The sequence below is a fragment of the Azospirillum sp. Marseille-Q6669 genome (genome assembly GCF_965111635.1).
Genome location: NZ_CBCOOP010000005.1, coordinates 585,470 through 612,438, shown reverse-complemented (window position 1 = coordinate 612,438; position 26,969 = coordinate 585,470). Strand labels below are relative to the sequence as shown.

22 protein-coding genes and 1 tRNA gene are annotated in these 26,969 nt (G+C 69.9%); 11 read left to right on the top strand and 12 right to left on the bottom strand.

Annotated elements, in window-relative coordinates:
* Positions 1-21: 21 nt before the first annotated feature.
* Both ACWPXE_RS28170 and ihfB read right to left on the bottom strand, forming a co-directional pair.
* On the bottom strand, positions 22-411 hold the full coding sequence (locus ACWPXE_RS28170; protein ID WP_035671079.1) for a lipopolysaccharide assembly protein LapA domain-containing protein: 390 nt from the start codon (positions 409-411) through the stop codon (positions 22-24).
* 88 nt (positions 412-499) lie between these two features.
* Complete coding sequence (gene ihfB / locus ACWPXE_RS28165; protein ID WP_014239239.1) at positions 500-784, bottom strand: integration host factor subunit beta; 285 nt, start codon at positions 782-784, stop codon at positions 500-502.
* Between the two features lie 275 nt (positions 785-1,059).
* On the opposite strand from ihfB, the gene ACWPXE_RS28160 reads away from it, so the two are divergent.
* Positions 1,060-1,866 (top strand): DUF2189 domain-containing protein, encoded by an 807-nt coding sequence (locus ACWPXE_RS28160; protein ID WP_454020462.1) that lies wholly within the window; start codon positions 1,060-1,062, stop codon positions 1,864-1,866.
* A gap of 128 nt (positions 1,867-1,994) precedes the next feature.
* On the opposite strand, the gene rpsA is transcribed toward ACWPXE_RS28160, so the two are convergent.
* From rpsA to ggt, 4 genes are all read right to left on the bottom strand, one after another.
* The gene (gene rpsA / locus ACWPXE_RS28155; RefSeq protein WP_035671076.1) at positions 1,995-3,704 is read right to left on the bottom strand and encodes a 30S ribosomal protein S1; all 1,710 of its coding nucleotides are present in this window, start codon (positions 3,702-3,704) and stop codon (positions 1,995-1,997) included.
* Positions 3,705-3,861: 157 nt separating this feature from the next.
* Positions 3,862-4,524, bottom strand: a complete 663-nt coding sequence (cmk, locus tag ACWPXE_RS28150) for a (d)CMP kinase (RefSeq protein ID WP_454020461.1) — start codon at positions 4,522-4,524, stop codon at positions 3,862-3,864.
* Positions 4,525-4,529: 5 nt separating this feature from the next.
* The gene (aroA, locus tag ACWPXE_RS28145; protein ID WP_454020460.1) at positions 4,530-5,867 is read right to left on the bottom strand and encodes a 3-phosphoshikimate 1-carboxyvinyltransferase; all 1,338 of its coding nucleotides are present in this window, start codon (positions 5,865-5,867) and stop codon (positions 4,530-4,532) included.
* 310 nt (positions 5,868-6,177) lie between these two features.
* Positions 6,178-7,956: a gamma-glutamyltransferase gene (ggt, locus tag ACWPXE_RS28140; protein ID WP_454020459.1), complete on the bottom strand. Its 1,779-nt coding sequence runs from the start codon at positions 7,954-7,956 to the stop codon at positions 6,178-6,180.
* A 206-nt stretch (positions 7,957-8,162) separates the two neighbouring features.
* Here ggt and ACWPXE_RS28135 point away from each other — a divergent pair, with 206 nt between their 5' ends.
* The 4 genes from ACWPXE_RS28135 (at position 8,163) to ACWPXE_RS28120 (ending at position 10,199) form a co-directional block, all read left to right on the top strand.
* Positions 8,163-8,555: a TIGR02300 family protein gene (locus ACWPXE_RS28135; protein ID WP_149164117.1), complete on the top strand. Its 393-nt coding sequence runs from the start codon at positions 8,163-8,165 to the stop codon at positions 8,553-8,555.
* 127 nt (positions 8,556-8,682) lie between these two features.
* A tRNA-Ala gene (locus ACWPXE_RS28130) sits at positions 8,683-8,758 on the top strand.
* A gap of 170 nt (positions 8,759-8,928) precedes the next feature.
* On the top strand, positions 8,929-9,207 hold the full coding sequence (locus tag ACWPXE_RS28125) for a hypothetical protein (RefSeq protein WP_119508056.1): 279 nt from the start codon (positions 8,929-8,931) through the stop codon (positions 9,205-9,207).
* An 89-nt stretch (positions 9,208-9,296) separates the two neighbouring features.
* Positions 9,297-10,199 (top strand): pirin family protein, encoded by a 903-nt coding sequence (locus ACWPXE_RS28120; protein WP_014239231.1) that lies wholly within the window; start codon positions 9,297-9,299, stop codon positions 10,197-10,199.
* On the opposite strand, the gene ACWPXE_RS28115 is transcribed toward ACWPXE_RS28120, so the two are convergent.
* Genes ACWPXE_RS28115 through ACWPXE_RS28095 form a run of 5 tightly spaced genes read right to left on the bottom strand, consistent with a single transcriptional unit; the run spans position 10,177 to position 20,896 of the window.
* Positions 10,177-12,147 (bottom strand): molybdopterin biosynthesis protein, encoded by a 1,971-nt coding sequence (locus ACWPXE_RS28115; protein ID WP_454020458.1) that lies wholly within the window; start codon positions 12,145-12,147, stop codon positions 10,177-10,179. The genes ACWPXE_RS28120 and ACWPXE_RS28115 overlap by 23 nt on opposite strands.
* Before the next feature lie 27 nt (positions 12,148-12,174).
* Positions 12,175-13,407, bottom strand: a complete 1,233-nt coding sequence (locus tag ACWPXE_RS28110; protein ID WP_454020457.1) for a molybdopterin-binding protein — start codon at positions 13,405-13,407, stop codon at positions 12,175-12,177.
* A gap of 31 nt (positions 13,408-13,438) precedes the next feature.
* Positions 13,439-14,359, bottom strand: a complete 921-nt coding sequence (locus ACWPXE_RS28105) for a diguanylate cyclase (protein WP_454020456.1) — start codon at positions 14,357-14,359, stop codon at positions 13,439-13,441.
* Between the two features lie 52 nt (positions 14,360-14,411).
* Entirely contained in the window at positions 14,412-18,224 is a 3,813-nt protein-coding gene (locus tag ACWPXE_RS28100) for a response regulator (RefSeq protein ID WP_454020455.1), read from the bottom strand.
* A 59-nt stretch (positions 18,225-18,283) separates the two neighbouring features.
* Entirely contained in the window at positions 18,284-20,896 is a 2,613-nt protein-coding gene (locus tag ACWPXE_RS28095) for an ATP-binding protein (protein WP_454020454.1), read from the bottom strand.
* 576 nt (positions 20,897-21,472) lie between these two features.
* Here ACWPXE_RS28095 and ACWPXE_RS28090 point away from each other — a divergent pair.
* The 5 genes from ACWPXE_RS28090 to ACWPXE_RS28070 all read left to right on the top strand — a co-directional run bounded on the left by ACWPXE_RS28090 (position 21,473) and on the right by ACWPXE_RS28070 (position 25,336).
* Entirely contained in the window at positions 21,473-22,588 is a 1,116-nt protein-coding gene (locus ACWPXE_RS28090; protein ID WP_454020453.1) for a glycosyltransferase family 2 protein, read from the top strand.
* Positions 22,585-23,010: a GtrA family protein gene (locus ACWPXE_RS28085; RefSeq protein WP_454020452.1), complete on the top strand. Its 426-nt coding sequence runs from the start codon at positions 22,585-22,587 to the stop codon at positions 23,008-23,010. Before ACWPXE_RS28090 ends, ACWPXE_RS28085 begins: the two co-directional genes overlap by 4 nt.
* A 188-nt stretch (positions 23,011-23,198) precedes the next feature.
* Entirely contained in the window at positions 23,199-23,678 is a 480-nt protein-coding gene (locus tag ACWPXE_RS28080) for an Hsp20 family protein (protein ID WP_014239222.1), read from the top strand.
* Positions 23,679-23,752: 74 nt separating this feature from the next.
* Positions 23,753-23,986, top strand: coding sequence for a DUF1150 family protein (locus ACWPXE_RS28075; protein ID WP_014239221.1), 234 nt, complete (start codon positions 23,753-23,755; stop codon positions 23,984-23,986).
* Between the two features lie 252 nt (positions 23,987-24,238).
* Positions 24,239-25,336 (top strand): hypothetical protein, encoded by a 1,098-nt coding sequence (locus ACWPXE_RS28070; RefSeq protein WP_454020451.1) that lies wholly within the window; start codon positions 24,239-24,241, stop codon positions 25,334-25,336.
* Between the two features lie 42 nt (positions 25,337-25,378).
* Here ACWPXE_RS28070 and ACWPXE_RS28065 read toward each other — a convergent pair whose 3' ends face one another.
* Positions 25,379-25,780, bottom strand: coding sequence for a DUF2141 domain-containing protein (locus tag ACWPXE_RS28065; protein WP_454020450.1), 402 nt, complete (start codon positions 25,778-25,780; stop codon positions 25,379-25,381).
* A 186-nt stretch (positions 25,781-25,966) separates the two neighbouring features.
* Here ACWPXE_RS28065 and ACWPXE_RS28060 point away from each other — a divergent pair, with 186 nt between their 5' ends.
* Positions 25,967-26,818 (top strand): LytTR family DNA-binding domain-containing protein, encoded by an 852-nt coding sequence (locus ACWPXE_RS28060; protein ID WP_454020449.1) that lies wholly within the window; start codon positions 25,967-25,969, stop codon positions 26,816-26,818.
* The last annotated feature ends 151 nt before the right edge of the window (positions 26,819-26,969 follow it).

Here is a 26,969-nt window from a genome sequence, read left to right as displayed (position 1 = left end):
GAGGGGGTTACCGGCGAGCGGTCAGTGGACCGTGGTCGCCGGTAGGGCGGCGCCGGACCCGGTCACCGCGGGCAGGCCGGCGGTGCCGGACAGCGGACGGTTCATCTCGGCCAGACGCTTCTCCGCGGCGGCGGCGCGGGCCTGCGTCTCCTTCAGCTCGCGCTCCAGATAGGAGACGCGGTCCGAGGAGCGGCGGGCGCGGCGGCGGTAGCGACGCTGGGCGTTCCAGGCGACGACTCCGCCGGCCAGGAAGCCGATCACCAGCGCCACCAGCGTGGCGAGATAGACCGGAACCTCCAGCGTGAAGGGCAGCGGCCAGAGCGACAGCGTGACCAGGCCACGGTTGGAAATGGCGAACAGCACCGCGGCCAGCGCGATGGGAACGGCGATGATGAGGGCGATGAAACGCACGGGTGTGGTCCTCGTATCCATGATCGGGGGCCGGGGCAGCGCCGGGTCCGCTCCGACGACTCAGTGACGGGCTGTCAATGAACGGACATCATTCGTCGGTGTTCAAGCGCTCGCGCAACTGTTTTCCGGTCTTGAAGAAGGGGATCGCCTTCTCGCCCACCTCGACGGCTTCGCCCGTGCGCGGGTTTCGGCCGGTGCGGGCGTCGCGACGCTTGACGGAGAAGGCGCCGAACCCGCGCAACTCCACCCGGTCGCCGCGGGCGAGCGCCTCGGAGATCTCGTCGAAGATGGTGCCGACGATCTTTTCGATGTCGCGCTGGTACAGGTGCGGATTGCGCTCCGCGAGCCGTTGAATCAGCTCTGATTTGGTCATGGCGATTCCGTTTCCCCCGGTTCGAGCGCCCTTGGACCGCGCTCCTTGACCTGCGCGCAAGCGTGCCACCGGGTCCGGTGACCGTCAAGCTAAGCCTTTCTGGCGGAACCCTTTTCCCGGCAACGCTCCGGCTTGCCCGACGGCCTCCGGGAAAAAGGTCCGAAATATGATTAATCCGTCTTACGGATTGCCTTTGAACTCACCATTTCCGATGACATGGTTGGAACGGTCCCGGTCGCCGGATGCGGTCGAAGGGACGCGGTTGGAGGTTCGCCATGACGCACGCCCATCACACCGGCCCCGCCGACCCGCTGGCCGGCCTGCCCTACGCCGACCGCGTCCGCACCGTCACCGCCGCCCAGGCCCTGGGTTGGCTGCGGGCGGGCTGGGCGGACCTGCGGGTCTCGGGCTGGGTCAGCCTCGCCTACGGCGCCCTGTTCGTCGCCATCGGCTTCGCGCTGACCGGCGGGTTGGTCCTGGCCGGGATGGCCTATCTGATCGCACCGATGATCGGCGCCTTCCTGCTGATCGCCCCGCTCCTGGCGCTTGGCCTCTACCGGATATCCAAGGACGTCGAGGAGGGGCGGCGGCCCAGCCTGTGGCGGGCGCTGACGGCGTGGCGGGCCAACCCTTACCACATCCTGACTGCCGGCCTGATCCTGATGCTCTATGTGATGATCTGGGCGCGGATGAACGTGGTGGCCTTTGCCCTGTTCTTCCCGCACGAGGCCATCGCGCTCGACCATTTCGTGGCGCAGATGTTCAGCCTGGACGGTCTGGTCTTCACCGTCTTCATCACGGCGCTGGGCTTCGCCTTCGCCGCCTTCGCCTTCATCACCAACGTCACCGCCCTGCCGATGATGATGGACCGGCCGGTGGACGCCTTCGCCGCGGCGCTGGCCTCAGCGATGGCCGTGCTGCGCAACCCGCGGGTCCTGGCACTGTGGGCCGGGCTGATCGTGTTGATCACCGGCGCCGGGCTGCTGACCGGCTTCCTCGGCCTGATCGTCGCCCTGCCCCTGGTCGGGCACGCGAGCTGGCACGCCTACCGCGACCTCATCAAGGAGGACGAGGAGGGGTGAGAGCGGTTTGAAAAAGGAAAAAGCCGCCGCGGGGTGACCGCGGCGGCTTTTTCGTAACCAAGTGCGAGAGGCGGGCTCCCTCCCCCGACCCTCCCCCGCTGACGCGAGGGAGGGAGATGGGAAGGACCTTACTCTTCGCCGGTCTGCTGCTTGCGCTTCAGAGCCGCACCCAGGATGTCGCCCAGCGAGGCGCCCGAGTCGGACGAACCGTACTCGGCCATCGCCTGCTTCTCCTCCTCCATCTCGCGGGCCTTGATGGACAGCGAGATGCGGCGGGAGCCGCGGTCGATCTGGGTGACCTTCGCGTCGACCTTCTCGCCGACGGCGAAGCGGTCCGGACGCTGCTCCGAACGGTCGCGGGACAGGTCCGACTTGCGGATGAAGCCGGTGTAGCCCTCGCCGACCGTGACCTCGATGCCACCGTCGGTGACCTGGGTGACGGTGCAGGTGACGACCTCGTTCTTCTTCAGGCCGGCCGTGGCAGCCTCGAACGGATCGTTCGCGAGCTGCTTGATGCCGAGGGAGATGCGCTCCTTCTCGACGTCGACGTCCAGGACCTTGACCTTGACGCGGTCGCCCTTCTTGTACTCGGCGATGGCCTCCTCACCCGACTTGTTCCAGTCGAGGTCGGACATGTGGACCATGCCGTCGATGTCGCCCGGCAGACCGACGAACAGACCGAACTCGGTGATGTTCTTGACCTCGCCTTCCAGCTCCGTGCCCGGGCCGAACTTGTCGAGGAAGGTCTCCCACGGGTTGTCCAGGCACTGCTTGAGGCCCAGGCTGATGCGGCGCTTCTGCGGATCGACGTCCAGGACCATGACCTCGACTTCCTGCGAAGTCGACACGATCTTGCCCGGATGGACGTTCTTCTTCGTCCAGGACATCTCCGAGACGTGCACCAGGCCCTCGATCCCCGGCTCCAGCTCCACGAAGGCGCCGTAGTCGGTGATGTTGGTGACGCGGCCCTTGAACCGCGAGCTGACCGGGTACTTGGCTTCCACGCCTTCCCACGGATCGGCCTCGAGCTGCTTCATGCCGAGGCTGATGCGCTGGGTCTCCGGGTTGAAGCGGATGACCTGGACCGTGACGGTCTGGCCGATCTGCAGGGCCTCGGACGGGTGGTTGATGCGGCGCCACGCGATGTCGGTGACGTGCAGCAGGCCATCGACGCCACCCAGATCCACGAACGCGCCGTAGTCGGTGATGTTCTTGACCACACCCTGCAGAACCTGGCCTTCCTTGAGGTTGGCCACCAGCTCCGAACGGGCCTCGGCGCGGCTCTCTTCGAGAACGGCGCGACGCGACACGACGATGTTGCCGCGCGAGCGGTCCATCTTCAGGATCTGGAACGGCTGCGGGGTGCCCAGCAGCGGGGAGATGTCGCGGACCGGACGGATGTCCACCTGCGAACCCGGCAGGAACGCCACGGCGCCCGACAGGTCGACGGTGAAGCCGCCCTTGACGCGGCCGAAGATGACGCCGGTGACGCGGGTCTGGTCCTGGAAGGACTTCTCCAGCAGCGCCCAGGCCTCTTCGCGCTTGGCCTTCTCACGCGACAGAACGGCTTCGCCGTTCTTGTCTTCCATGCGCTCCAGATACACCTCGACCGTGTCGCCCGCCTTCATCTCGGGCGGCTGGCCGGCAACGGCGAATTCCTTCAGCGCGACGCGGCCTTCCGACTTCAGGCCGACGTCGATGGTGACCATGTCGTTCTCGACGGAGACGACGCGCCCCTTGACGACCGAGCCTTCGAGGGACTCGGCCGTGCCGAGCGACTCCTCGAGCAGAGCCGCAAAGCTTTCCTTCTCGCCGGTCCGGGCCATAGCTTGTGCCATTGAAACTCCTAAGGTTGGCCGAAAGCGATCCCGCCATGGTCCGTCCCGCGGCAAAACGGGCCGGCCCCCGATGGGACCACCGCGCCGGGCACCACGCCCGGCGACTTGGTTGACATATGTTCCTTTGGAGGGCCGAAGCGCCCGGACCCTGATGCTCTCAGACCTTGGGGCCGAAACCGGTTTTCGTTCCGATAAAGGCGGTCGCCGCTGCGAACGCCTGGTCGGCGTCGAGGGCGGAGGTATCAAGCACAAAAGCGTCGGCAGCCGGCAGGAGCGGTGCTACCGTCCTCTGGCTGTCGCGCGCGTCACGGGCCTTCATGTCCTCCAGGACGTCGGACGGTATAGCCGGAATCCCGCGTTCCCGCAACTCCTTGAGTCGCCGTTCGGCCCGCACCTCCACCGAAGCGGTAACGAACAGCTTGGCATCGGCGTTCGGGCATACGACCGTTCCGACGTCCCGCCCGTCCAGCACCGCCCCCGGCGCGCCGCCGGGCGGGGCCGCGGCGAAGCGCCGCTGGAAATCGAGCAGGGCGGCCCGCACCGCCGGCACCACGGCGACCTTGGAGGCCGCCTGCGCCGCCTCGTCGTTGCGCAGAGCCGGGTCGTTCAGGATGCCGTCCTCCGGCCGCAACGCGCGGGCGGCCTGGGCCGCCGCCTCCGCGTCCGCCGGGTCGCCGCCCGCGCGCAGGACGCTGACGCCGACCGCGCGGTAGAGCGCCCCGGTGTCGAGATGCGCGAAGCCGTAGGCCTGGGCGATCCGCTTGGACAGCGTGCCCTTGCCCGCCGCCGCCGGGCCGTCGATGGCGATGACCAGACCCATCGCCCTCACGCCCCCGCGATCTTGGCGCCGACGCCGTTCATCAGGGCGACGAAGCCGGGGAAGCTGGTGTCGATGAAGGCGCCGTCGTCCACCTGCACCGGCTCGGCCGTGGCCATGCCCAGCACCAGGAAGCTCATGGCGATACGGTGGTCCATGGCGGTGGCGACGGTGGCGCCGCCCTGCGGCGGCTTGCCGGTGCCGTAGACGGTCAGGCTGTCGTCGGCCCCGACCTCGACCTTCACGCCGCACTTGGTCAGCCCGTCGGCGACCATGGCGAGGCGGTCGCTCTCCTTCACGCGCAGCTCCTTCAGGCCGAGCATGACGGTGGTGCCCTCCGCGCAGGCGGCGGCGGCGGCAAGGATCGGGTACTCGTCGATCATGCTGGGGGCGCGATCCGCCGGGACGACGATGCCCTTCAGCGGGCCGTGCTTCACACGGAGGTCGGCCACCGGCTCTCCCGCCTCGTCGCGGCGGTTCTCGAAGGCGATGTTCGCGCCCATCTCGACCAGCGTGTCGTAGAGGCCGGTGCGGCGCGGATTCATGCCGACGCCGGGGAGCAGCAGCTCCGAGCCGGGGCGCAGCAGCGCCGCGACCGCCGGGAAGGCGGCGGAGCTGGGGTCGGCGGGCACGACGATGGTGCGCCCGGTCAGCTCCGGCTGGCCGACTACGGACACGGCGAGCGCGCCGTCCTCCATCCGCTCGGTCGTCACGGTGGCGCCGAAATGGCGCAGCATCAGCTCGGTGTGGTCACGGGTCGGCTCCGCCTCGATCACGGTGGTGGTGCCGGCGGTGTTCAGGCCGCAGAGGATGATCGCCGACTTCACCTGGGCGGAGGCCACCGGCAGGCGATAGGTGATCGGAACGGTGCGGTCGCTGCCGACCACGGTCAGCGGCAGCCGTCCGCCGGACCGCCCGACGAAGCGCGCCCCCATCTGCTCCAGCGGACCGGTCACACGGGCCATCGGGCGCTTGTTCAGCGAGGCGTCGCCGGTGAAGACACAGGTGATCGGGTGCGACGCGACGAGGCCCATCAGCAGGCGCGCCGCCGTGCCGCTGTTGCCCATGTCGAGCACCTGCGCCGGCTCGCCCAGACCGCCCAGACCGACGCCGCGCACGCGCCACACCCCGTCCCCGCCGCGCTCCGCCTGGGCGCCCAGCAAGCGCATGGCGGCGGCGGTGTTCAGCACGTCCTCCCCTTCCAGCAGGCCGTGGATGACGGTTTCGCCCACCGCAACGGCACCCAGCATCAGCGACCGGTGCGAGATCGACTTGTCGCCCGGCACGCGGATGGTGCCGGCCAGCGCGCCGGTGGAGGATGAGCGAAGCGGCTTCGCCTGCAGCATGGGAGGGCTCCCCAGACAAGAATGTGACCAGGGCGGAGTACCTAGCACAGCGGGAAGGGCGATGCGAGCGATGCGCGGCTCCCAAAGGGTGATTGGCTGAAAGCCGCGCGCAGGCAATGCGGGCAAGAATCGACACGGATTTCACGGATTGAAACCGGATTTTCCGGAACCGGGCGGCTGGGCGCAGCGCAGCGTCCCGTGATCGGCAAAGATCCGTGAAATCCGTGCCCTGATCCGTGAAATCCGTGTCGATCTTGACCGCCAAAGCCGCGACCGAACCGTTCGAACGTGCCCGTGACCGCTCCCGCGATCAGTCGCCGACCGCCACCCCCTCGCGCCGGGTGTCGGCGCCGCCGGACAGTCCCTGGCCGGTCACCACGATCGCCTGGGTGCCGGAGGTCAGCTCCATCGCCTTGACCGTGTGCCCCCGCGCCTCCAACGCCGCTATCCAGCCTTCCGCCTCGGTGCCCTGCTCCAGCTCGGTCGGGCCGTTGCGGCTGCCGAAGTTGGGGGTGTCCACCGCCGCCTGCGGGTCGAGATTCCAGTCCAGCAGCGCGACCAGCGTCTTGCCCACGTAGTTGATGATGTTGCTTCCGCCCGGCGACCCCACCGAGGCCACCAGGGCGCCGTCGCGGAAGACCAGGGTCGGCGCCATCGAGCTGCGCGGGCGCTTGCCGGGCTCCACCCGGTTGGCGACCGGCTTGCCGTCCTCCGTCGGGGTGAAGGCGAAGTCGGTCAGCTCGTTGTTCAACAGGAAGCCGCGCACCATCAGACGGGAGCCGAAGCCGTCCTCGATGGTGGTGGTCATGGCGACGGCGTTGCCCGCCCCGTCCACCACGGAGATGTGGCTGGTGCCATGCTCCTCGGCCTCGGCGAAGCCCCAGGCGCGGCCTTCCCGGAAAGGCGGCTCGCCCGGCTGGGCCTTGCCCATCGACCGCTCGCCGACCAGGGCGGCGCGGCCCGCCAGATAGCCGCGGTCGAGCAGCCCCTTCACCGGCACCGACACGAAATCGGGGTCGGCCAGATAGAGCCCGCGGTCGGCGAAGGCGAGTCGCCCGGCCTCCGACAGCCAATGCGCCGCCAGCGCCGGATCGCCGCGGGTGGCGGCCATGTCACGGCCCTCCAGGAAGGCCAGCATCTGCAGCACCGCGATCCCACCGGAACTGGGCGGCCCCATGCCGCACAGGGTGTAGACGCGGTAGGGGCCGCAGACCGGTTCCCGCTCCTTCACCCGGTAGGCCTTCAGATCGGCCTCGGTCATGTCGCCGGGATTGGTGGGATGGCCGGTCACCGCCTTGGCGAGGTCGGTGGCGATCGGCCCCTCGTAGAAGGCGGCGGAGCCTTTCTCCGCAATGGCGCGCAGGGTTGCCGCGAACTCCGGGTTCTTCAAGACATGGCCGACCGGCCAGGGCGTGCCGTCCGGCTGGTAGAAATAGGCGCGCGCCGTGGGGTTGGCCGGCAGGTGCTTTTCCATCGCCAGCTGGCCGTTCAGCCGCGGGCTGACCGTGAAGCCGGTCTCGGCCAGCGCGATGGCGCGTTCGAACAGCCGGGGCCAGGGCAGTTTGCCGTGCGTGCGGTGGGCGTGCTCCAGCAGCATCACCGTGCCCGGCACCCCGACCGACCGGCCGCCGACCACCGCGTCGTAGAAGGGCATCGACTTGCCATCCGCCCCCAGGAAACGCTCCGGAGTCGCCGCGGCCGGCGCCGTCTCGCGCCCGTCGAGGGAGGTCACCACCTTCGTTGCGGCATCGTAATGGACCAGGAAGGCGCCGCCCCCGACGCCGGAGCTTTGCGGCTCCACCAGATTGAGGACGAGCTGCACGGCGATGGCCGCGTCAACCGCGCTGCCGCCCGCCCGCAGGATCTCGCGCCCGGCCTCCGCCGCCAGCGGATTCGCGGCGGCCACCATGTACCGCGTGGCGGTGTCGAGGCTGCGGCTGCCGCGTCCGGTCGCGCGCTCCGGCGCCACGTCACCCGCGGCGGAAGGAGTCGTGGACGGCGCCGTCTGGGCCAAGGCCTCCAGCGGCAGCGCCGCCAGCAGGCCGGCGGACAGCAACGCCCGCCAGCGGCGGGACAGCAGGATCGGCATCGGCTTCCTCCCCCATTATCATGGTATCCTTGTGGGCGGCCCGAAGGACCACCGCAGGGTGAAGTTTGGCACCGGCCGCCGGACCTGCCACGTCGACGGCGGCATTCAGCGAACTTTTTTTTGACAAGCGCCCGCTGGCGTGGCAAAGGGCGCGGCTTGCAATTCCCGAATTGGGCATTCCCTAGGAACGTGACGGAGGACGAGGCGTGGCCAAACCCGAATGGGGCGTCAAGCGCATCTGCCCGAGCTGTGGCGCGCGCTATTACGATCTGCGCAAGGACCCGCCGGTGTGCCCGAGCTGCGGAGCGCAGTTCGATCCCGAGGCGTTGCTGAAGTCCCGCAAGGCGCGCCCGGCGCCGGTCGACGATGTCAAGAAGGCCCCGGTGGTCTCCTCGGAGGACGAGGAAACCGAGACCGAGGAAGAAGAGTCGACGGAACTCGACGAAGTCGAGGACGATGTGACCGTCGACGACATCGAGGAAACCGACGAGACGCCCGAGGACGAGGACGATGTCCTGATCGAGGACACCTCGGAACTGGGTGAGGACGACATGGACGAGGTCGTCGACGTCGAAGGCGAGGACGAGGAGGAGCGCTGACCGGCGCTCTTCCGGGTGAGCGGAAAAAAGGTGGACAGGGCTGAATTTTTCTCTTGCATCGGCCCCTCGTCCTGACCAATATCCCGCTCCACCGAGGCAGGCCGTAAGGCTCGCCGCCCAGAGTTTCGGGGCCATAGCTCAGCTGGGAGAGCGCTACAATGGCATTGTAGAGGTCAGGAGTTCGATCCTCCTTGGCTCCACCAAACACCTGAAGGGCCTGCGCATCACCGCGTGGGCCCTTCGGCGTTTCAGGCCTCTGTTTCCTCCCGCCTCTCCTGTCGCCGCCGTCTTGACAGGCGTCAAGGAAGGCTCTTTGGTCGGGCGGCACCGTCGGCTTCCGCCGATTTCCCTTTCCTCCCGCTTCGGACACGCCATGGCCGACATCCTGATCGCCAACACCCTGACAGGCGACACCACCCTGGGCGCGCTGAACGCCGTCGATCCGGACGCCGTGGGCCGGCTGGCGCAGATCCATCCGGTCTTCAACCCCGGCGTCGGCGTGCCCGACAGCGCCAGCCTGAACGATCTCGCCAAGGCCACCGGCATCCCGCTGGACGTGCTGCTGGCCACGGCGCGCGGCGCCATCCACGTCACCGCCCCGGCTGGCGGCTGCGGCTGCGGAAGCGGTGGCTGCGGCACCCCCAAGCACTGAACGCTTTCCCCCTCCCATTCGCGGCGCCGGTCCCCACCTGTTGGTGGCACCCACCATTGGGAACAGGCTTCGGGAACGGGAGGACACGCATGACGACGGCGCCAACATCGACCGAGTCTCCGGACGGCTGGCTGGAAACGGTGGTCGTTCCGCGCACCAGCGACATCGGCGGGTTCGAGGTGCGACGCGCCCTGCCCTCCGTCCGCAAGCGGATGGTCGGGCCGTTCGTTTTCCTCGACCAGATGGGGCCGGCCATCCTGAAAGCCGGGGCGGGCATCGACGTGCGCCCCCACCCGCACATCGGGCTGGCCACCGTCACCTACCTGTTCGACGGCGAGATCCTGCACCGCGACAGCCTGGGCACCGTGCTACCGATCCGTCCGGGGGCGGTGAACTGGATGACCGCCGGGCGCGGCATCGCCCATTCCGAACGCTCCGCCACCGACGAGCGCGGCCGCGACCGGCTGCTGTCGGGCATCCAGTCCTGGGTCGCCCTGCCGAAGACCCATGAGGAAACCGACCCCGCCTTCGTCCATCTCGGCGCCGACGAACTGCCGGTGGTGGAGGGCGAGGGCAAGCGGCTGCGCGTCGTCGCGGGCGAGGCGTACGGTGTACGTTCGCCCATGAACACGCTGTGGGACACGCTGTACGTCGATGCCTCGCTGGACGCCGGCGCCCGCCTGCCCATCGACCGTGAGACGGAGGAGCGGGCGCTCTACATCGCCGACGGCACCGTCACGATCCACGGCGACCGCTTCGAGTCCGGGCGGCTTCTGGTGCTGCGTCCCGGCGACGCGGTGACGGTGGAGGCCGAAACCGCCGCCCGCCTGATCCTGCTGGGCGGCGCCGTGATGGACGGCCCGCGCCACATCTGGTGGAACTTCGTCTCCAGCCGCCAGGACCGCATCGAACAGGCCAAGGCCGAATGGAAGGCCGGGCGGTTCGACGCCGTTCCCGGCGAGACGGAGTTCATTCCGCTTCCGGAACGGTGAAGCCGAGCGCCGTCAGCTTCTCCCGCACCGCCGGATCGGCCAGCGCCGCCAGGAAGCGCTGGACCGCCGGCCGCTCCCGGCGGTCGTTGGGGATCACGAAGTCGTAATGCTCCGCCTGCAGGGGCAGGAAGCCCAGCCCGTAGAGGGTGGCGACGCTTTCGATGGCGACGCCCCAGTCGGCGCGGCCCTGGGCCACCGCCACCGCCACGGCGTTGTGCGACTTGGCCTGCGACCAGTAGCCGGTGGGGCGCACCGCCCCGAGCAGCCGGTCGGTCAGGATGCGTGTGCCGCTGCCGGCGTTGCGGTTGACCAGGATGCAGTCGGGGTCCTGCGCCGCCGCCAGACCGGCCTCCTCCGCCGTTTTGCCTTCGAAACGAACATCGCCCTTGCGGAAGACGATGCCCTGAAGGCGGCGGTAACCGGTCACGAGGCCGAGCGCCGGGGTCAGGAAGGGGCGATTGTACTCGCCGCTCTTCGGGTCCATCAGGTGGATGGCCGCCACGTCGCACTCGCCGCGCCGGGCGGCGGCGAGGCCGCCCATAGAACCGACGTTCAACGCCTTGACCGTCAGCCCTTCCCCGACCAGCCGGCCGGTGATGGCGTCCAGCCCGACGCAATGGCTGCCGATCACGATCAGGTCGGCGGGGCGGGTGTCGCGCCCGATGCGCTGGACCGACACCGGGGTGCCGGCCTCCACCGCCTCGGCCTGCGGGTCGATGGCGATGAAGCCGTCCGCCGCGCTGAAGGCGGTCACCGCGCCGGAGCCCTTGGACAGCGGGTAAGCCGCCAGTCCCCCGTCCGCCCCACGCACCAGCGAGACCATCACATATTCGGTTCGGCCCCGTTCCGATCCCAGCCGCATCGGCACCGTCGCGTCCACGCTCTCCTTCGCCGCGGGCGGCAGACCGGCCAGCGCACGCAGCACCGGGGCGACGAACTCGTGGAAGGTGAACATGGCAGAGGTCGGGAAGCCGGGCAGGATCACCACCGGCTTGCCCTTCGTTACGGCCAGGCACAGAGGCTTGCCGGGCTTCAAGGCGACGCCGTGCGCAACGATGCCGGGATCGGTCAGGCGGCTGACGATGCGGTAGGACAGGTCACCCGCCCCCTTCGACGTTCCGCCCGACAGCAGCAGCGCGTCGCAGGCCAGACCCTGTTCGACCAGCGGAGCCAGTTCGGCCTCGTCGTCGCGGGCGATGCCCAGCCGGACCGGCTCCCCGCCCAACTCCTCCACCGCGGCGGCCAGGATGGCGGCGTTCGAATCATAGACGGCACCGGGCCGGATCGGCGCGCCCGGCGCGACGATCTCGTCGCCGGTGGACAGGATCGCCACGCGGGGGCGGCGGACCACCGAGACCTCGGCCCGCCCGATGGCGGCCAGAACGCCGATCTCGCGGGAGGTCAGCAGCTGCCCACGGCGCATCACCGTCTCGCCGCGCCCGATGTCCGACCCGGCGGCGGCGACGAAGGCGCCGGGCACCACCGGCTTGCGGATCGCCACCAGAAGGGCGTCGCCTTCCTCGTACGACTCGGTGTGCTCGACCATCACCACGGCGTCGGCGCCGCGCGGCAGCATGCCGCCGGTGGCAAGCACCGTGGCCGTGCCAGGGGCGACGGTCAGCGCCGGGACGCGCCCGGCGGACAGCACCTCCTCGTTCAGGCGCAGCACGACCGGCGTGTCCTCGCCCGCCCCCAGCGTGTCGGCGGCGCGCACCGCGAAGCCGTCCACCGAGGAGCGGTCGAAACCGGGGACATCGACCTCAGCCACCACGTCGGCGGCCAGCACGCGGCCCAGCGCGGCGCCCAGCGGCACCGTCTCCGCCCCCTTGGGCGTCAGGTCGAGATGGCGGAGGAACCGCGCCTCGGCCTCGTCGCGGCCGACCACCTCGAGAAACTGCTCCTGCCGGGCCGCCTGGGCGACGAACCGCCGGATGTCCTGGTTGGACACGCCCTTTCCCCCCTCGCTTAACTCTGTTCAGAGACTTGTACCGTCAAAACAGCGCAGGGTCACGGTCGCCCCCGCCGGGACGCCCTCGCTTTCCGCGGGGATCAGCACAAAGCCGTCGGCCAGCACCGCCCCGGCCAATCCCGGCCGGTACGGGGAGGCGACCGGCTCGACCATTCCATCCGCCGTCCGGCGCACGCGGTACAGTTCGGTGCAGCCGATCTCCGACACCAGCTTGCGCACCACCACGGCGGGGACCGCCGGATGGGGCAGCCCAGGGTCCCGCCCGGCCAGACGGCGCAGCGCCCGCCCGGCCAGCAGCTCATAGGCCGTCAGGCAGGCCATCGGTTCACCGGGCAGCAGCCCGGCGGGCACGCCGCACGCCGTCCCAAGCGCCGCCGAATCGCCGGGGCGCAGGGCCACGCCGTGCAGGGCGAGTTGCCCCGCCTCGGCCAGCGCCAGGGGGGCCACATCGTCCTCCCCAACCCCGGTGCGCCCTGCGGAGATCAGCAGGTCGGCGCCGGGGGCCGCGTAGGCCGCGGCCAGCGCGGCGCGGTCCGCCGGCAGCGGTCCCACCAGCTCCGCCACGCCGCCATCGCGCGTCACCAGGGCGGTCAGCATGGCGCCCAGCGTTTCGGGTCCGGACCGCGGCCCCCCGGCCAGCACGATCCGCACCCGCGGCCGGGCGCCCACACGCACCATGTCGATCCCCAGCGCGGCGAGCAATCCAAGATCCTGCGGACGCAAGCGGTGACCGGCCTTCAGCAGGACCGTCCCGCCGCGCAGCCCCTCCCCCTGCCGCTCCACGCCCTCGCCCGGGGCGGCGCTGCCCAGCGCCTCGACGAAGGGACCATCGGCCTGCATCGCCTCCACGGGCAGGACGGCGTTGGTTCCCGGCGGCATCGGCTCGCCGGCCGCGACCGTCATGGCGCCCGGCAGCGGAACCGGGTTGTAGGAGCCGGCGCCCAACGTGTCGCTGGAGGCCACCGCCACACCGTCGCGGGCAGCCCGGTCGGCGGGCGGCCAATCCCCCGGCGCGTTCACCGGTTCGGCGAGAACCACTCCCACCGCCAGCATGGCGGCGAGGTCGGCGAGCGCCACGGCGCGCGGCGGCAGAGGGCCGACAGTGGCGTCGATCCAGCCTTCCATGACCGGCAGGGCGGCACGGCTGGAAAAACCGCGCCCGCGCACGTCGGGCGGACTCGCTGCAAAAGGAAGCCGGTCCCCGGTCGCGGGGTCGTCTCCGGCTCTGGCCGAACTCATGGCTGCACCCGTGATGCCTCAGGTCGGCCCCTTATACCGCAACCTCCACACCGCCGCTGCACACACGGTTGCGGCCGGCGCGCTTGGCCTCGTAGAGCAGGCCGTCGGCAAGCTGGGTCAACCGGTCCGGCGTGTCGTCCAGCGTCGGCCGGGCCGTGGCGACGCCGAGGCTGATGGTGACATGGTCGGCGACATGGGACACCGCGTGGGGCAGTCGGCGGTTGGCCACCGTCTCGCGCAGACGCTCGGCGACCTGGACCGCGCCGTCCTCGTCGGTTTCGGGAAGCAGGCAGACGAATTCCTCGCCGCCATAGCGGGCGATCAGGTCGCCCGGCCTCATCATCTGCTCGGCCAGGAGTTGGGCCACCGCGCGCAGGCACTCGTCGCCCGCCTGATGGCCGTAATGGTCATTGTAGGGTTTGAACTGGTCGACATCGAGCATGATCAGCGACAGCGGAAGCTGCACCCGCCCACAGCGCCGCCATTCGCGCAGCAACACCTCGTCGAAGCGGCGGCGGTTGGCGATTCCGGTCAGGCCGTCGGCGAAGGACAAGGTGCGCAGCAGGTCGGTCTGTCGCTTCAGCAGCAGGTGATTGCGCACCCGCGCCTTGACGATCGGCGGGCTGATCGGCTTGGAGATGAAGTCGATGGCGCCGACCTCCAGCCCATAGGTCTCGTCCTCCACCTCGCTCTTGGCCGAGATGAAGATGACCGGAATATCGCGGGTGATCGGATCGGTCTTGAGACGGGAACAGACCTCGTACCCGTCCATGCCCGGCATCATGATGTCCAGCAGAACGAGATCGGGCAGCCGGGACTGCGCCAGTTCCAGCGCCTTCGCCCCGTCGGTGGCGAAATAGATGTCGTGCTCGTCCTTCAGGATGCGGCTCAGGACATGCACGTTGGACGGGATGTCGTCGACCACCAGGATTTTGGAGCGTGCGTCGGTCATGTTCGGTTCCTGGTGGCCGGTTCCTGAAAGGCGGTTCCTGGTGCGAAGCGGGTCAGTCGGCCGGAAGGCTCAGACCGAGGTCCTGGGTGATCCTGCGCAAGATTCCTTGAGCTTTTGTAAAATCGAGGCCGTCGACCGCCGACGAGAGCGCCTTCATGGCCGCCGGGTCGATCCAGTCGGCCAGCGGCGGGGCCAGAACGGCGAACTCCTCCGCGGCGGCGAAGTTGCTGTCACGCAGCAGCCGGGCGAAGCGCTCCAGCATGGGCTCCAGCGTTGCGATGTCCATCGCCGGACCGCCACCGCCCGGCGGGAGGCCGGGGGCGTGTCCCGGCGCAACGGCCAACCGGGCGGCAGCGAGCCGGGCGGCGGAGTCCAGCACCGCCTCCAGCTCCGCGCGCAGAACCGGCAGCTGCTGCGCCGCCGCCGCCCCGTCCCCGCGGAAGGCGGCGACCTGCACCGCGTCCGCGGCGGCGGACAACGTCCGCGCGCCGATGTTGCCCGCCAGGCTCTTCAGCTCATGCCCCAGCGCCTTGGCCCGCGGCAGGTCGCCGGCGGCCAGCGCCGAGGCGATGCCGTCCGCCGCCCCGTCGTAGGTCCGGGCGAAGTCGGTGACGAATTTGCGGAACAGCCCGACGTCGCCGTCGAGGCGGTGCAGCGCGTCCTTCACGTCGATGCCCGGCAGGTCGGCGGGAAGCGCTCCACGGGCGTGGGACGGCACGGCCTTGGGCAGAAGCGGCATGCCGGGCGTCGCCGACGGCTGGCCAAGCCAGCGCGTCACCACGGAAAACAGTTGCTCCACGTCGATCGGCTTGGCGATGTGGTCGTCCATGCCGCCGTCCAGGCAACGCTGGCGGTCGGACGGCAGGGCGCTGGCGGTCATGGCGATGATCGGCAGCCCCTGCCCGGCGGGCCGGGCGCGCAGCCGGCGCGTCGCCTCGAATCCGTCCATCTCCGGCATCTGCACGTCCATCAGGACGAGATCGAAGGGCGGATTCGCCTCCTCGACCCGGGCGACCGCCTCGCGCCCGTTGCCGGCCAGGGTCACGCGGGCACCGGCGCGCTCCAGGATCTCGCGGGCCACCTCCTGGCTGATGCTGTTGTCCTCCACCAGCAGCAGGCGCTGCCCGAACAGCGGGCGCCGTTGCGGCGGGCGGAGAAGGCCGGCGGGGACCGGCGCGCAGGGGTGCAGCGGGATCGTCTCCAGCGCCTCGCCCTCCGCGCCGCGCCCAAAGGCGTCGATCACCGCATCGAGCAGGGAGGAGGCGGTGACCGGCTTCACCAGCGCGCCGCTCAGGCCCAGGTCCGGTGCTCCCGCATCCCCCATCCGCTCGCGGCCGAAGGCGGAGACCACGATGATGACCGGCGCCTTTACCAGCCCGTCCTCGCGGATGCGGCGGGAGGTTTCCAGCCCGTCCATCCCCGGCATCTTCCAGTCCATCAGCACGATGTCGTAGGGCTGCCCGGCGGCGGTCGCGCGCTCCAGCTCCGCGATCGCCTCAGGCCCGGAGGCGCAGAGCGACGCCCGCCAACCGAAGGAGACGACCAGTTCGGCCAGCACTTCGCGCGCCGTGTGATTGTCGTCCACCACCAGCACCGAGAGGCCGCGCGGCACGGCGGAGAACCGCGACGGACGCTCTCCCACCCGCCCGGCATTTCCGAAAGCGGCCTGCCCGAAGACGGGATTCCCGAAAACGGCGGTGAAATGGAAATCGCTGCCCCGGCCCGGCTCGCTCGTCACATCCATGGCGCCGCCCATCAGGGCGACCAGCCGCGTGCAGATGGCCAGCCCGAGGCCGGTGCCGCCGTAACGCCGGGTGGTGGAGCTGTCGGCCTGGCTGAAGGCCTGGAACAGCCGTTCCTTCTGCTCCGCGTCGATGCCGATTCCGGTGTCGCGGATGGAGAAGGTCAGGACCGCCCGCTCCTCCACCACCTCGACGGCGCGGACGGACACCACCACCTCCCCCGCCTCGGTGAACTTGATGGCGTTGCCGGCGAGGTTGATGAGCACCTGCTGAAGGCGCAAGGGGTCGCCGACGAGGTCGAGCGGAACCTCCGGCCCGACCGAGAACAGAACCTCGATGTCCTTGTCCTGCGCCGCCGCGCCGACGATCACCGCCAGGTTCTGCAGCAGGTCGTCCAGGCGGAACTCCACCCGCTCCAGCTCCAGCTTGCCGGCCTCCACCTTGGAAAAGTCCAGGATGTCGTTCAGGATGCCGAGCAGCGACTGGGCCGACACGCGGATCTTCTGGGCGTAGTCGCGCTGGCGCGTCGACAGGTCGGTCTGCTGGAGCAGGTGGACCAGCCCCAGGATGGCGTTCATCGGCGTGCGGATCTCATGGCTCATGTTGGCCAGGAATTCGCTCTTGGCGCGGCTGGCCGCCTCGGCCACGGATTTGGCTTGGCGGAGCGCCTCCTCGGCCCGCTTGCGCTCGGCGATCTCGTGGAAGACGACCACCGCGCCCTCCACCCGGCCGTCCTCCAGCATGGGGGAGGCCGCGAACTCCACCGGGAAGCTGGTGCCGTCCTTGCGCCAGTAGATGTCTTCCGAGCCGCCCCGCGCCTCGCCGGTGCGCAGCACCTCGAAGACCGGGCAGTCGATGGTCGGCGCCGGCGTGCCGTCGGCGCGGGTGTGGTGAAGCAGCACATGCAGGCTGCGGCCCAGCATCTCCTCGTTGCTGTAGCCGGTCAGCGCGCAGGCGGCGGGGTTGGCGAAGGTGATCCGCTCGTCGCGGTCCACGCCGCAGATCCCTTCCGACGCGGATTGCAGGATCAGGTTCAGCCGGCGGTTGGCCCCGGCGAAGGCGCGGTTGGCCAACTCCAGGCTGCGGGCGGTGGCATCCAGGTCGGCGTTCGTCTCGGCCAGCCGACGGCGCCCCACCTCCTCGCGCGACAGGCTGCGCGCCGCCGCCAGCGCCAGCGCCGCGCAGGCGGCCACCGCCAGCAGGACCAGCAGGCCGCCATGGATCGTGCGCTCGCGCCAGGGCGTCAGCGCCTCGTCCCGCGACACCCCGACCTGCACGATCAGCGGTAGATCCTGAACCCGCAGGTTCGCGACGATCCGCTCCGATCCATCCACCGGAGACTGGCTGAAGATCGTGCCGCCGATGGCCCGCGGCGCCTCGTCCATTGGTCGGGTCACCGGAGGCATGTCGGGGGGCGCCGCGGACAGCGATGCGGCGGTGTCCTGGCCCGACAGGCTGAACAGCAGGGTCCCGTCCTCGCGGTACACGGCGACGGCGCCCCCGCGTCCGATGTTCAGCCCGTCGAAGAAGGAACGGAAATAATCGAGGTCCAGGGCGATGTTGGCGACGCCCTGGAAATTCTCCACCGTCCCGATGCGGCGGCTGATGGTGAAGGTCGGCCGGCCGGACAGCCGCCCCCGGATCATCCCGCCGATGTGGAAGGTCTCGCCGTTCCGGTGAGCCTGGAAGAAGGCGCGGTCCGCGTTGTTCATTGGCGGCGACGGATACTGGCGCGTGGTCAGCAGCCCGTTTCCGGCGGCGTCGAAAATCCAGATGGAACTGACCTCCGGCATGGCGTCGGACATCGCGCGCAGTTCCTGCCACAGCGGCAGGTCGCGCCCGACCGCCTCCACCTCCCGCGCGCGGAGCCGGTCGTCGACGCGCTGCAGAATGAGATCGCTGGTGGCGACGGTGCGGCGCACATGCTCGTGCAGCAGGCGGGCGGCGTTCAGCGTCCGGTCACGGGCGTGGCTCACCGCCTCGTCGCGGTCGGCCCAGGTGGCGGCCCCCCACAGGCCGACTCCGAACAGGGCGATCACCCCGACGATGGTCGTCAACAGCGTCCGCAGCCGCGTGCGGGGGGCCGCGGCGTGTCCCTCCGCCGTCAGAAAAGCTTCGTCCATCGCCGGTGTCCGCCAGATCCGGCGCACGCCGGAGGAGAGAAAGGTGCCGCACATGGGAATTATGGCGTCCGGACGATATCCTTCGCAAGAGACTTGAAACGGCTGTCCCCCCGGCTGCGGGACAGCGTGTCGCGCAATGCCTCCGCCCCCTCCTCCGCGGCGTCCAGAACGCTGCCGGCCAGCCCCTCCGCCTCGTGCCGGCGGCCGGAGCGCAGGGCGGCGCTGAGCGCGCGGCAGGCGGACGCCAGACGGACCAGCCCCAAATTGGCCGACGGGGCGATCAGGGCCTGCGCTTCCGCCAGCGCGCAGCCGGATTCACCGCCCATGCGCAGGCGCCCTATCCGCTGGGGCAGCTCGTCGAGGAAGGCGGCGGCCATACGGTCGCACGCCTCGTCCCCCATCTCGTCGGACAGCCGGGCCAGCATCGCGCGGTCGAGCGGCTGACGGAGCGAGATCGGCTCCACCGCCGTGAAGGTCTCGGCCATGGCACCCCGTTCCGCGGAGCCGTCGGTTGCTTCGGCCGCCCGGCCGCCCTGGACGGCCCAGCCCAAGGCGGCGTCGATCGCGTCCAGCATGGTGGCGCGGTCCACCGGCTTGGCGATGTGACCGTTCATGCCGGCGTCGTGGCAGCGCCGAACCTCGTCGGGCAGCGCGCTGGCGCTCATCGCCAGGATCGGGATAATCCCAACCGGCGGCGGCAGGCCGCGGATCGCCCGTGTGGCGGAATGACCGTCCAATTCCGGCATGTGCACGTCCATCAGCACGAGATCGCAGGCGCCGCGCTGCACCGCTTCCACCGCCTGCCGCCCGTTGGCGACGGCGTCCACGCGGTGCCCCGCCCCCTGCAGCATGGCCGTGATCAGCTCCCGGTTCATCGCCAGATCCTCGGCCAGCAGGATGCGGGCCGGACGGCGGTGGACCAGCAGTTCCGCCGCGCAAGGGGCGCCGCTCCCGGCGGGCGGATCGGCTTCGGGCAGGACCAGCGACAACCAGAAGGTCGAGCCGACGCCCGCCTGGCTCTGCACCCCGACCGTCCCGCCCATCATCTCCACGAGCCGCCGGCTGATGGCGAGGCCGAGACCGGTGCCCCCGCGCGACCGGTCGATCTGGCTGAAGCGCTGGAAGAGCTGGCCCTGCCGGTCGGACGGGATGCCGATTCCGGTGTCGGCGACGCTGATCGTCAGATGCGGACCGCCGGGGGTGTCGGCGATCTTCACGACGGTCAGGCCGACGTCGCCATGCTCGGTGAACTTCACAGCGTTGGCCAGCAGGTTCAACACCACTTGCCGCAGCCGGTCGGGATCGCCGCGCAGCCAGTCCGGCACGTCCGAAGCCACGGCGGCGTGCAACGTCAGCCCCTTCGCCTCGGCCTCCAGGCGCAGCACCGCCGCGCAATTGGCGATCAGGTCGCGGATGGCGAAGGAGGTGTCGTTCAGCACCAGCCGCCCCGCCTCGATGCGCGAGAAGTCCAGCACATCCTCGATCACCGTCAGAAGCGACCGCCCGGCGTCGTGCACCAAGCGGGCGTGGCGGCGCTGCCGGGGCGTCAGATCCTCGTCCAGAAGCAGGCGGGCAAAGCCCAGGATGCCGTTCAGCGGGGTGCGCATCTCGTGGCTCATGGTCGCCAGGAACTCGGCCTTGGCGCGGCTGGCCGCCTCGGCCTCCAGGCGGGCCTGGATCAGCGCCTGCTCGTTGCGCTTGGTCTCGGTGACGTCGGTGACGATGCCGTCCCACACGATGTCGCCGTTGTCGCGCCGCGCCGCGCGGCTGGAGACGCTGATCCAGCGGATGTCGCCGTTCGGCCAGATGATCCGGTATTCCAGCCGCCAGGGCTGCAGCGTCTCGGCGGAAGCGTGGATCGAGGCGAGCAGCCGCGGGCGGTCTTCGGGGTGGAGGATGCGGTTCAGCGACTCCAGCGTCACCCGCTCGGTCGCCGGCAGCCCCATCACCTGGAAGAAGCCGGGGCTGCAGTAGGGGAAGCGCAACCGGCCGTCCACCGTCAGCACCCGCTGGTACACACCGCCCGGCAGGTTCGCCACCGTCGCGGTGAATCGGCGCTGGCTTTCGGTGAGGGCGATCTGGAGATCGCAGCGCTCCTGTTCCTTGCGCAGGAAGGTGCCCAGCGCCAGCGTGCCGAGAAAGTTGCCGAGGCTCAGCGGAACCAGCGCGGTGTCGACCAGACGGCGGGCCGTATCGGAGGGCAGCAGGAGGAAGCTGAAGGGCGCCATCACCGTCACCAGCAGGGCCAGCGCGATCAGATGCCGATTGCCGAACCGCCCGGACCGCTGCGCCGCCGCCCCCACCAGCATGCCGATCAGCCCCGCCCCGACCAGCGAGGTCACCCCCGCCACCGCGCCCGGACCGCCCAGCCAGAGGCGGAAGGCCCCCGACACCGCCGCCGCCCCCGCCCCGGCCAGAGCGCCGCCGAACGGCCCGGCCAGCCCGACCATCACGTTGCGCGCGTCGATGAACAGGCCGGGCGCCACCCGCACCGGATCGGCCATGCCCAGCACCGCCACCCCGCCGAACATCAGGCCCAGGAGGGCATTGGCCAGCGGCGCCGGCCAGCCGGCGGCACGGCTGCGGATCTGCAGGAAGACGACCGCCACGACCGCGAACAGCCCGATGTTCTGCGCCAGCCCGAGCAGCAGTTCACTGGAAAGCATGGTCATCACAACCCCCTGGCGGTCCCGTTTCGCATTTTGCCTGTGCGGCGAGAGACGGATTCGCATCGTGCGACGCATTCCCGGCATACGGGCGGATGCCGCTCCGTTTCGGTCCGCCTGTCGTTTCCGGTCACGCAAAGGACGTGCCGCGCCGGAGGTGGTCGTCCATCCTGGGCAGCCCGACAGAGGCAACCTGTTCGGGATCACCATACGGGGTAGCGGAGCGACGGCACGGCGGGGCGGGAAAGGTCCCGCGTTCCGCACCGCACCACGCCCTTCGGGGCACCCCTTCCACACCGGCAATCGTCGCAAATGCCATAGGCCTGTGACGTTCCGGGGATTTCCGCCGGGCGGTCCGGCCCGGCGGCCGCATGACCGGGTTAGTACCGAATTCCGGCGGGGCAAAAGGGCCTTCAATCCCGTTGGCGAAGCGGGATGCCGGCGGTACCGCGCCGGTGTCGCCCGAAGACCGCGCTCTCGCCCGAAGGGGTCCTCCTTTGGGATTCACGCCATGGAAAGCATCGGCAGGACGGCCATCGGGCCGGGGGGACGCGGACCGGAGGCGGTGACGGGAGAAGGTTTATGCAGCACGCCGTTGCCGGGGCCCCGCGGTTGTCCGTGGTGGTTCCCTGCTACAACGAGGCCGAGGGAATCGGCGAATTGCACCGCCGGGTGACCGCGGCCTGCCGCGCCGAGGTCGGGGAGGGCTATGAGCTGATCCTGGTGGATGACGGATCGCGCGACGGCACCTGGAGCCGCATCGCCACTCTGGTGCACGACGATCCGGCGGTGACGGGGGTGCGGCTGTCGCGAAACCATGGCCACCAACTCGCCCTGACCGCCGGACTCCACGTCTGCCGGGGCGAACGCATCCTGATCATCGACGCCGACCTGCAGGACCCGCCGGAGCTGCTCACCACCATGATGGCCCGCATGGACGCCGGGGCCGACGTGGTCTACGGCACCCGCATGGCCCGCGACGGCGAGACGTGGTTCAAGAAGGGCACGGCGGCGCTGTTCTACCGCCTGCTCGACCGGCTGGTCGACATCGAAATCCCCAAGGACACCGGCGACTTCCGTCTGATGAGCCGCCGCGCCCTGGAGGTGCTGAACGCCATGCCGGAGCAGCACCGCTTCATCCGCGGCATGGTGAGCTGGATCGGGCTGAAGCAGGAGCCGCTGCCCTACGACCGGCAGGCCCGCGCCGTCGGCGAGACCAAGTACCCGCTGGGCAAGATGATCCGCTTCGCGGTGGACGCCATCACCAGCTTCTCCATCAAGCCGCTGCGCGCCGCCTCCTACGTCGGCTTCTTCTTCGCGCTGTGCGCGGTGCTGGCGCTGGGCTACGCGCTGGTGAGCTGGTCGCAGCACGCGACGGTTCCCGGCTGGACCAGCGTGATGGTCGTCTCGCTGGTGCTGGGCAGCACGCAGCTGCTGATCCTGGGCGTCCTGGGCGAGTATCTGGGGCGGCTCTACATGGAGACGAAACAGCGGCCGCTGTTCGTGGTGGACCGTATCGCCCGCCATCCGGACGCCATGGCCGCCCAGGTCGCTGCCCAAGCCGCCGCCCAGACCGCGGCCGCCGAAGCCGGCGTGCAGGCCGCGCCGGACCCCGTCGTGGTGCATCTGGGGACCGGCATCGCCGCCGCCGCCGGAGCCTTCTCACGCATCGAGGCCAAGAGCGGGGCCAACAGTTGAGCGGCACGGAAGGCCGGGGACGGGCCGTTCCCTGGACGGCCATCCGCTTTGCCCTGGTCGGCCTGCTGAACACCGGGGTGGATTTCGCGCTGTTCCTGGCGCTGGTGTCGCTGGCCGGGGCGCCCGTTCTGGCCGCCAACGCCGTGGGCTACGGCGCCGGGGTGCTGTGCAGCTTCCTGCTGAACCGCAGCTGGACCTTCCGCCTGCGCCGCGAGGCGGCGCCCATGGCCCGCCGCCTGCCGCTGTTCCTCGCCTTCAACCTCGTCGGGCTGGCGCTGTCCACGCTGGTGGTCGGTCTGCTGGTCCCCGCCGTTCCGCCGCTGGTCGCCAAGATCGCGGCGACCGCCGTCACCTTCGCCTGGAACTACTGGTCCAGCCGGCGCTTCGTCTTCACAGCACCAGCCGCCAATCCCCTCGTCTGACTCCAAGCCACCGGTTGCCCTGCCGGAGGGCGCGAGCGCTTTGCCGCAACGGCGAACCTTGACCGCCGGGCGGCCTACCCCAATCTATGACGGAGCGGCGCCGATCCTCCCCTTTCGGGCCGCCAGCCAGCCGGGCGCCGGAAACGGGCCCAATGTGCAACTCGCTCGCCTCTCGAGGAGGATGCGCCGTGACGACACGTCTTTCGCTCTTCAACAGTCCGCTGCTCCTGGGCTTCGACCAGTTCGAGCGCACGCTGGACCGCATCGCCAAGAATTCCGCGGAAGGCTATCCGCCCTACAACATCGAACAGATCGGGGACGAGGGCCTGCGCATCACGCTGGCCGTGGCCGGCTTCACCTCCGAAGACCTGTCGGTCCAGATCGAGGACAACCAGCTCGTCATCCGCGGCCGCCAGACCGACGACCGCTCGCGCATCTACCTGCACCGCGGCATCGCCGCCCGGCAGTTCCAGCGCAGCTTCGTGCTGGCGGAGGGGATCGAGGTGGTCGGCGCCTCGCTCGACAACGGCCTGCTCAACATCGACCTCAAGCGGCCCCTGCCGGAACCGAAGGTCCGCACCATCAAGATCGAGCAGCCCGCCCAGGCCGCCAGCGGCACCGCCGGACCGCAGACCATCGACGTCGCCCCCGACCGCGGCGACGCCTGACCGGTTTCGGCGCCAACAAGCGCGACTGCCCGCCGCCCACACCTCATCGACCGATTCGTCCAAAGGACTGCGTCATGAACAGCTTCGACACCGACAAGGCCGCGGCCTTCCTGCGCCAACTGTCGCCCCAGGACTTCGCCACCTTCGGGCTGGACCATGTGGCCTATGTCCGGCCGGTGACCGTCGACGACGCCCCGGCCTTCTCCGTCCACGCCGCCGACGGCACGCCGCTGACGGTGCTGGCCGAGCGCGACGTGGCCTTCGCCACCGTCCGCCAGAACGACATGGAGCCGCTGAGCGTCCATTGACGCCCGGGGCGTCCCGCTGATGACGCCCGGAGGTTTCGCCGAAACCTCTCCGGCCGAAAAACCCCACGGAAGGTTGCGAAAGGGCCGGTCCACCGCGGACCGGCCCTTTTCGTTTCTGTACGTCCGGTGCTATGACATTGCTCCGGGACGCCCCCTTCAACCCTTGCCTGCCCCCCTCAACCCGCTATCCTTGTGGGGGACCGCGAAAGTGGCCAAGCGGGCGGATGGGCGCCGGCTTGCGGGGAGATGGCATTGAGCGACGGGGCAGACACCAGCGAGGCTGTGGCCGAGGTTGCGGGGGACAAGTCGGCACGTCCCCAGGGCGGAGGCCGGCGCAGGCAGTGGGAGGACGAGGCCCGCGACGCGCTGCACATCATGCCGCTGTCGGCCATCCCGCTGGAAACGCCGGGTCTTCAGCACGCCCGGCTGATCAAGAACGTGCGGTTGCAGACCGTCGTCGAGATGTTCCACGACGTCCAGACCGGCAGCGGGCAGGTCTCGCCGCGCCACCTCACCGCCTATTTCGAATCCTACAAGGAGGAGGTGGAGCGCGACCTCGTCAAGATCGAGAAGATCGCCGCTGCCTCCAGCTTCGACGTCTACACCTCCCGCATCGAGCTGCGGCGGATGAACATCGATGTCAACAGCATCGAGTCGCTGACCCTGTCCGACCGCAAGAAGGAGGAGCTGACCAACTACATGCGCGTCTTCACGCGCCCGCTGGTCGAGTATGTCTACGGGTCCGAGGACATGCAGGTCCAGGACGTGAAGGACATCATCGGCATGTTCTCCAATCCCAACCGGGACGAGGCGCTGCGCAACCTGCGCATGATGGCCGACCGGCTGGACATCGAGCTGGGGGAGATCCCCCAATTCCTCGAGGAGTACGGAGACATCTTCCTGTCGCTGGCCTATTTCAAGAAATGCCTGGACGACATCGTCCCGGAGATCCAGCGCTTCCTATCCTGGATGGCCGAGATCCGCAGCTCGACCGAGGTCAAGCGCGACGCCCGGCAGATGCGCATGCTCGACGAGATCAGCCGCGACCTGACCGACATCTCCACCTCGATCACCGGGCGGTTCGAGAGCTTCGACAACCGGTCCAAGGACTTCTGGCGCGACATCAACGCCGAGACCTTCCATTCCATCCGCGAGCTGATCGCCTCCCACCACGTCACCATCGGCGGCGTGCTGTGCGGTCTGGCGGTGAAGATGGACCTGTGGAAGGCCCGCTTCGCCCGCGGCGGCGGCGGCCCGAACCGGCGCATGGAGTTCGTGAAGTCGGAAATCCTGCCCGGCCTGTCCCACATCAAGTCGCTGGAACAGTCCGCCCGCTCCGCCAGCGCGTGAGGAGCCCTCCACGGCACGGCTCCGGTTGCCCGGAACGGCGGTTCACTCCGTCAGGGGCACCCTGGCGGTCACCGTCCCCCCGTCCGGCACCGCCAGGGCGAAGGCGTCGAAGGCCGGCGGGCCGAAGGCGCTGCCCGTCGCCCCGCCGCTGAAGCCGTAGGGCTCGCCCGGCATACCCAGCAGGTTTGTGGTGAGCACCGAGTCGCCGTTCCGATCCTGAAACACAGCGACTCCGTAGCGCCCCGCCGGCAGCCTGGCGAAAACCGCCGTCACCTCCGTCCCCGACGCCTCCAGGATTTGCCCGGCGAAACGCCGCTCCGCTTTGTAGGCATCGGCGCCGTCATACAAAGCGATCCACAGTTTGCCCTGTTGGGGCTTGACGTTGCCGATGGTTGCGCGAAGCTCCCCCGCGCAGACTCCCGCCGCGGCGAGGGCCAGCGTCATCGCGCCGACCAACCCCAATCCGACCCGACATGCGCCTCCCATTTCCTGTCCCTTTCCTTCGCCGCGGGGGAACCATCGCCTTTCCAACCCGGTCCCTTCCATGCCTGAAGGAGCGGTCGGCGGGCCACCGCCGCTGCGGGACCGGCGGGATGCGGCTTCGCGAAACGCCGGAAGCGACGTTTCACGATGCGTGAAACGGAGGCTCCCGCGGCGGGGCAGCCCCGCACGCCCTACCACCGCCGGCTGCTGGGCCGGCGCCTGCCCGTGCTGCTGGCCGCCGCGCTGGTGCTGACCCTGCTGGGTCCGTTCGGCACCTTCGCGGATCTGACGCTGGCGCAGCGGCTGGCTTACTGGTGCGGGCTGATCGGGCTGGGCGGTCTCGCCTTCGAGCTTCTGACCCTGGCCGCCGGCCATCGGCTGAGGGAGCGGGCGGGGGCGTGGCGCGCCATGCTGGCCGGGGTGATCCTGGCGGTGGCGGCGCTGATGACGCTGACCGTGGCGCTGCTTGAAAGGACGTTGCGCGGGATGGATTTTTTGCGCCCGCTGGGGTTGGCGGAGCTGTTCGTCTACGTCGTCCTCGTCACCCTGCTGGTGTCCGCCATTCCGGTCTGGCTGGAGTTGCGCGACCGCGGGCTTCTCGCCGGCCCCACGCCGCCGCCATCCCCGCCCGTTCCGGGCAACGCACCGGCATCCCCGGCGGAGCGGCCGGAGCCCACCTTCCTCGCCCGCCTGCCCGCGCGGCTCGGCCGGGACCTTCTGGCGCTGGAGATGGAGGACCATTACGTCCGCGTCCACACGGCGGAGGGCAGCGACCTGATCCTGATGCGGCTGCGCGACGCCATCGCGGAGCTGGCCGGGCTTGAGGGGATGCAGGTCCACCGCTCCCACTGGGTCGCCGCCGCGGCCGTCGCCGGGGTAGAGCGCAAGCCGGACGGCAAGCTGGTGCTGGTTCTGCGCAACGGCCGTCGCGTGCCGGTCAGCCGCAGTTACGCGGCGGCGGTCCGCGAGGCGGGCTGGACGGAGAAGACGGGTCCGTAACCAGCGCCCCCTCAACGCACACGAAGACCCTGTGAAAACCCGAACAGAGGCGGACACCCCACGCAATAACGGGTTCTTTCTCTATCACCATTGGGCGGCCATTACCGTTGAATTCTTGTTAGGTCATTCAAAGTGCCGACACCCTAAGGCT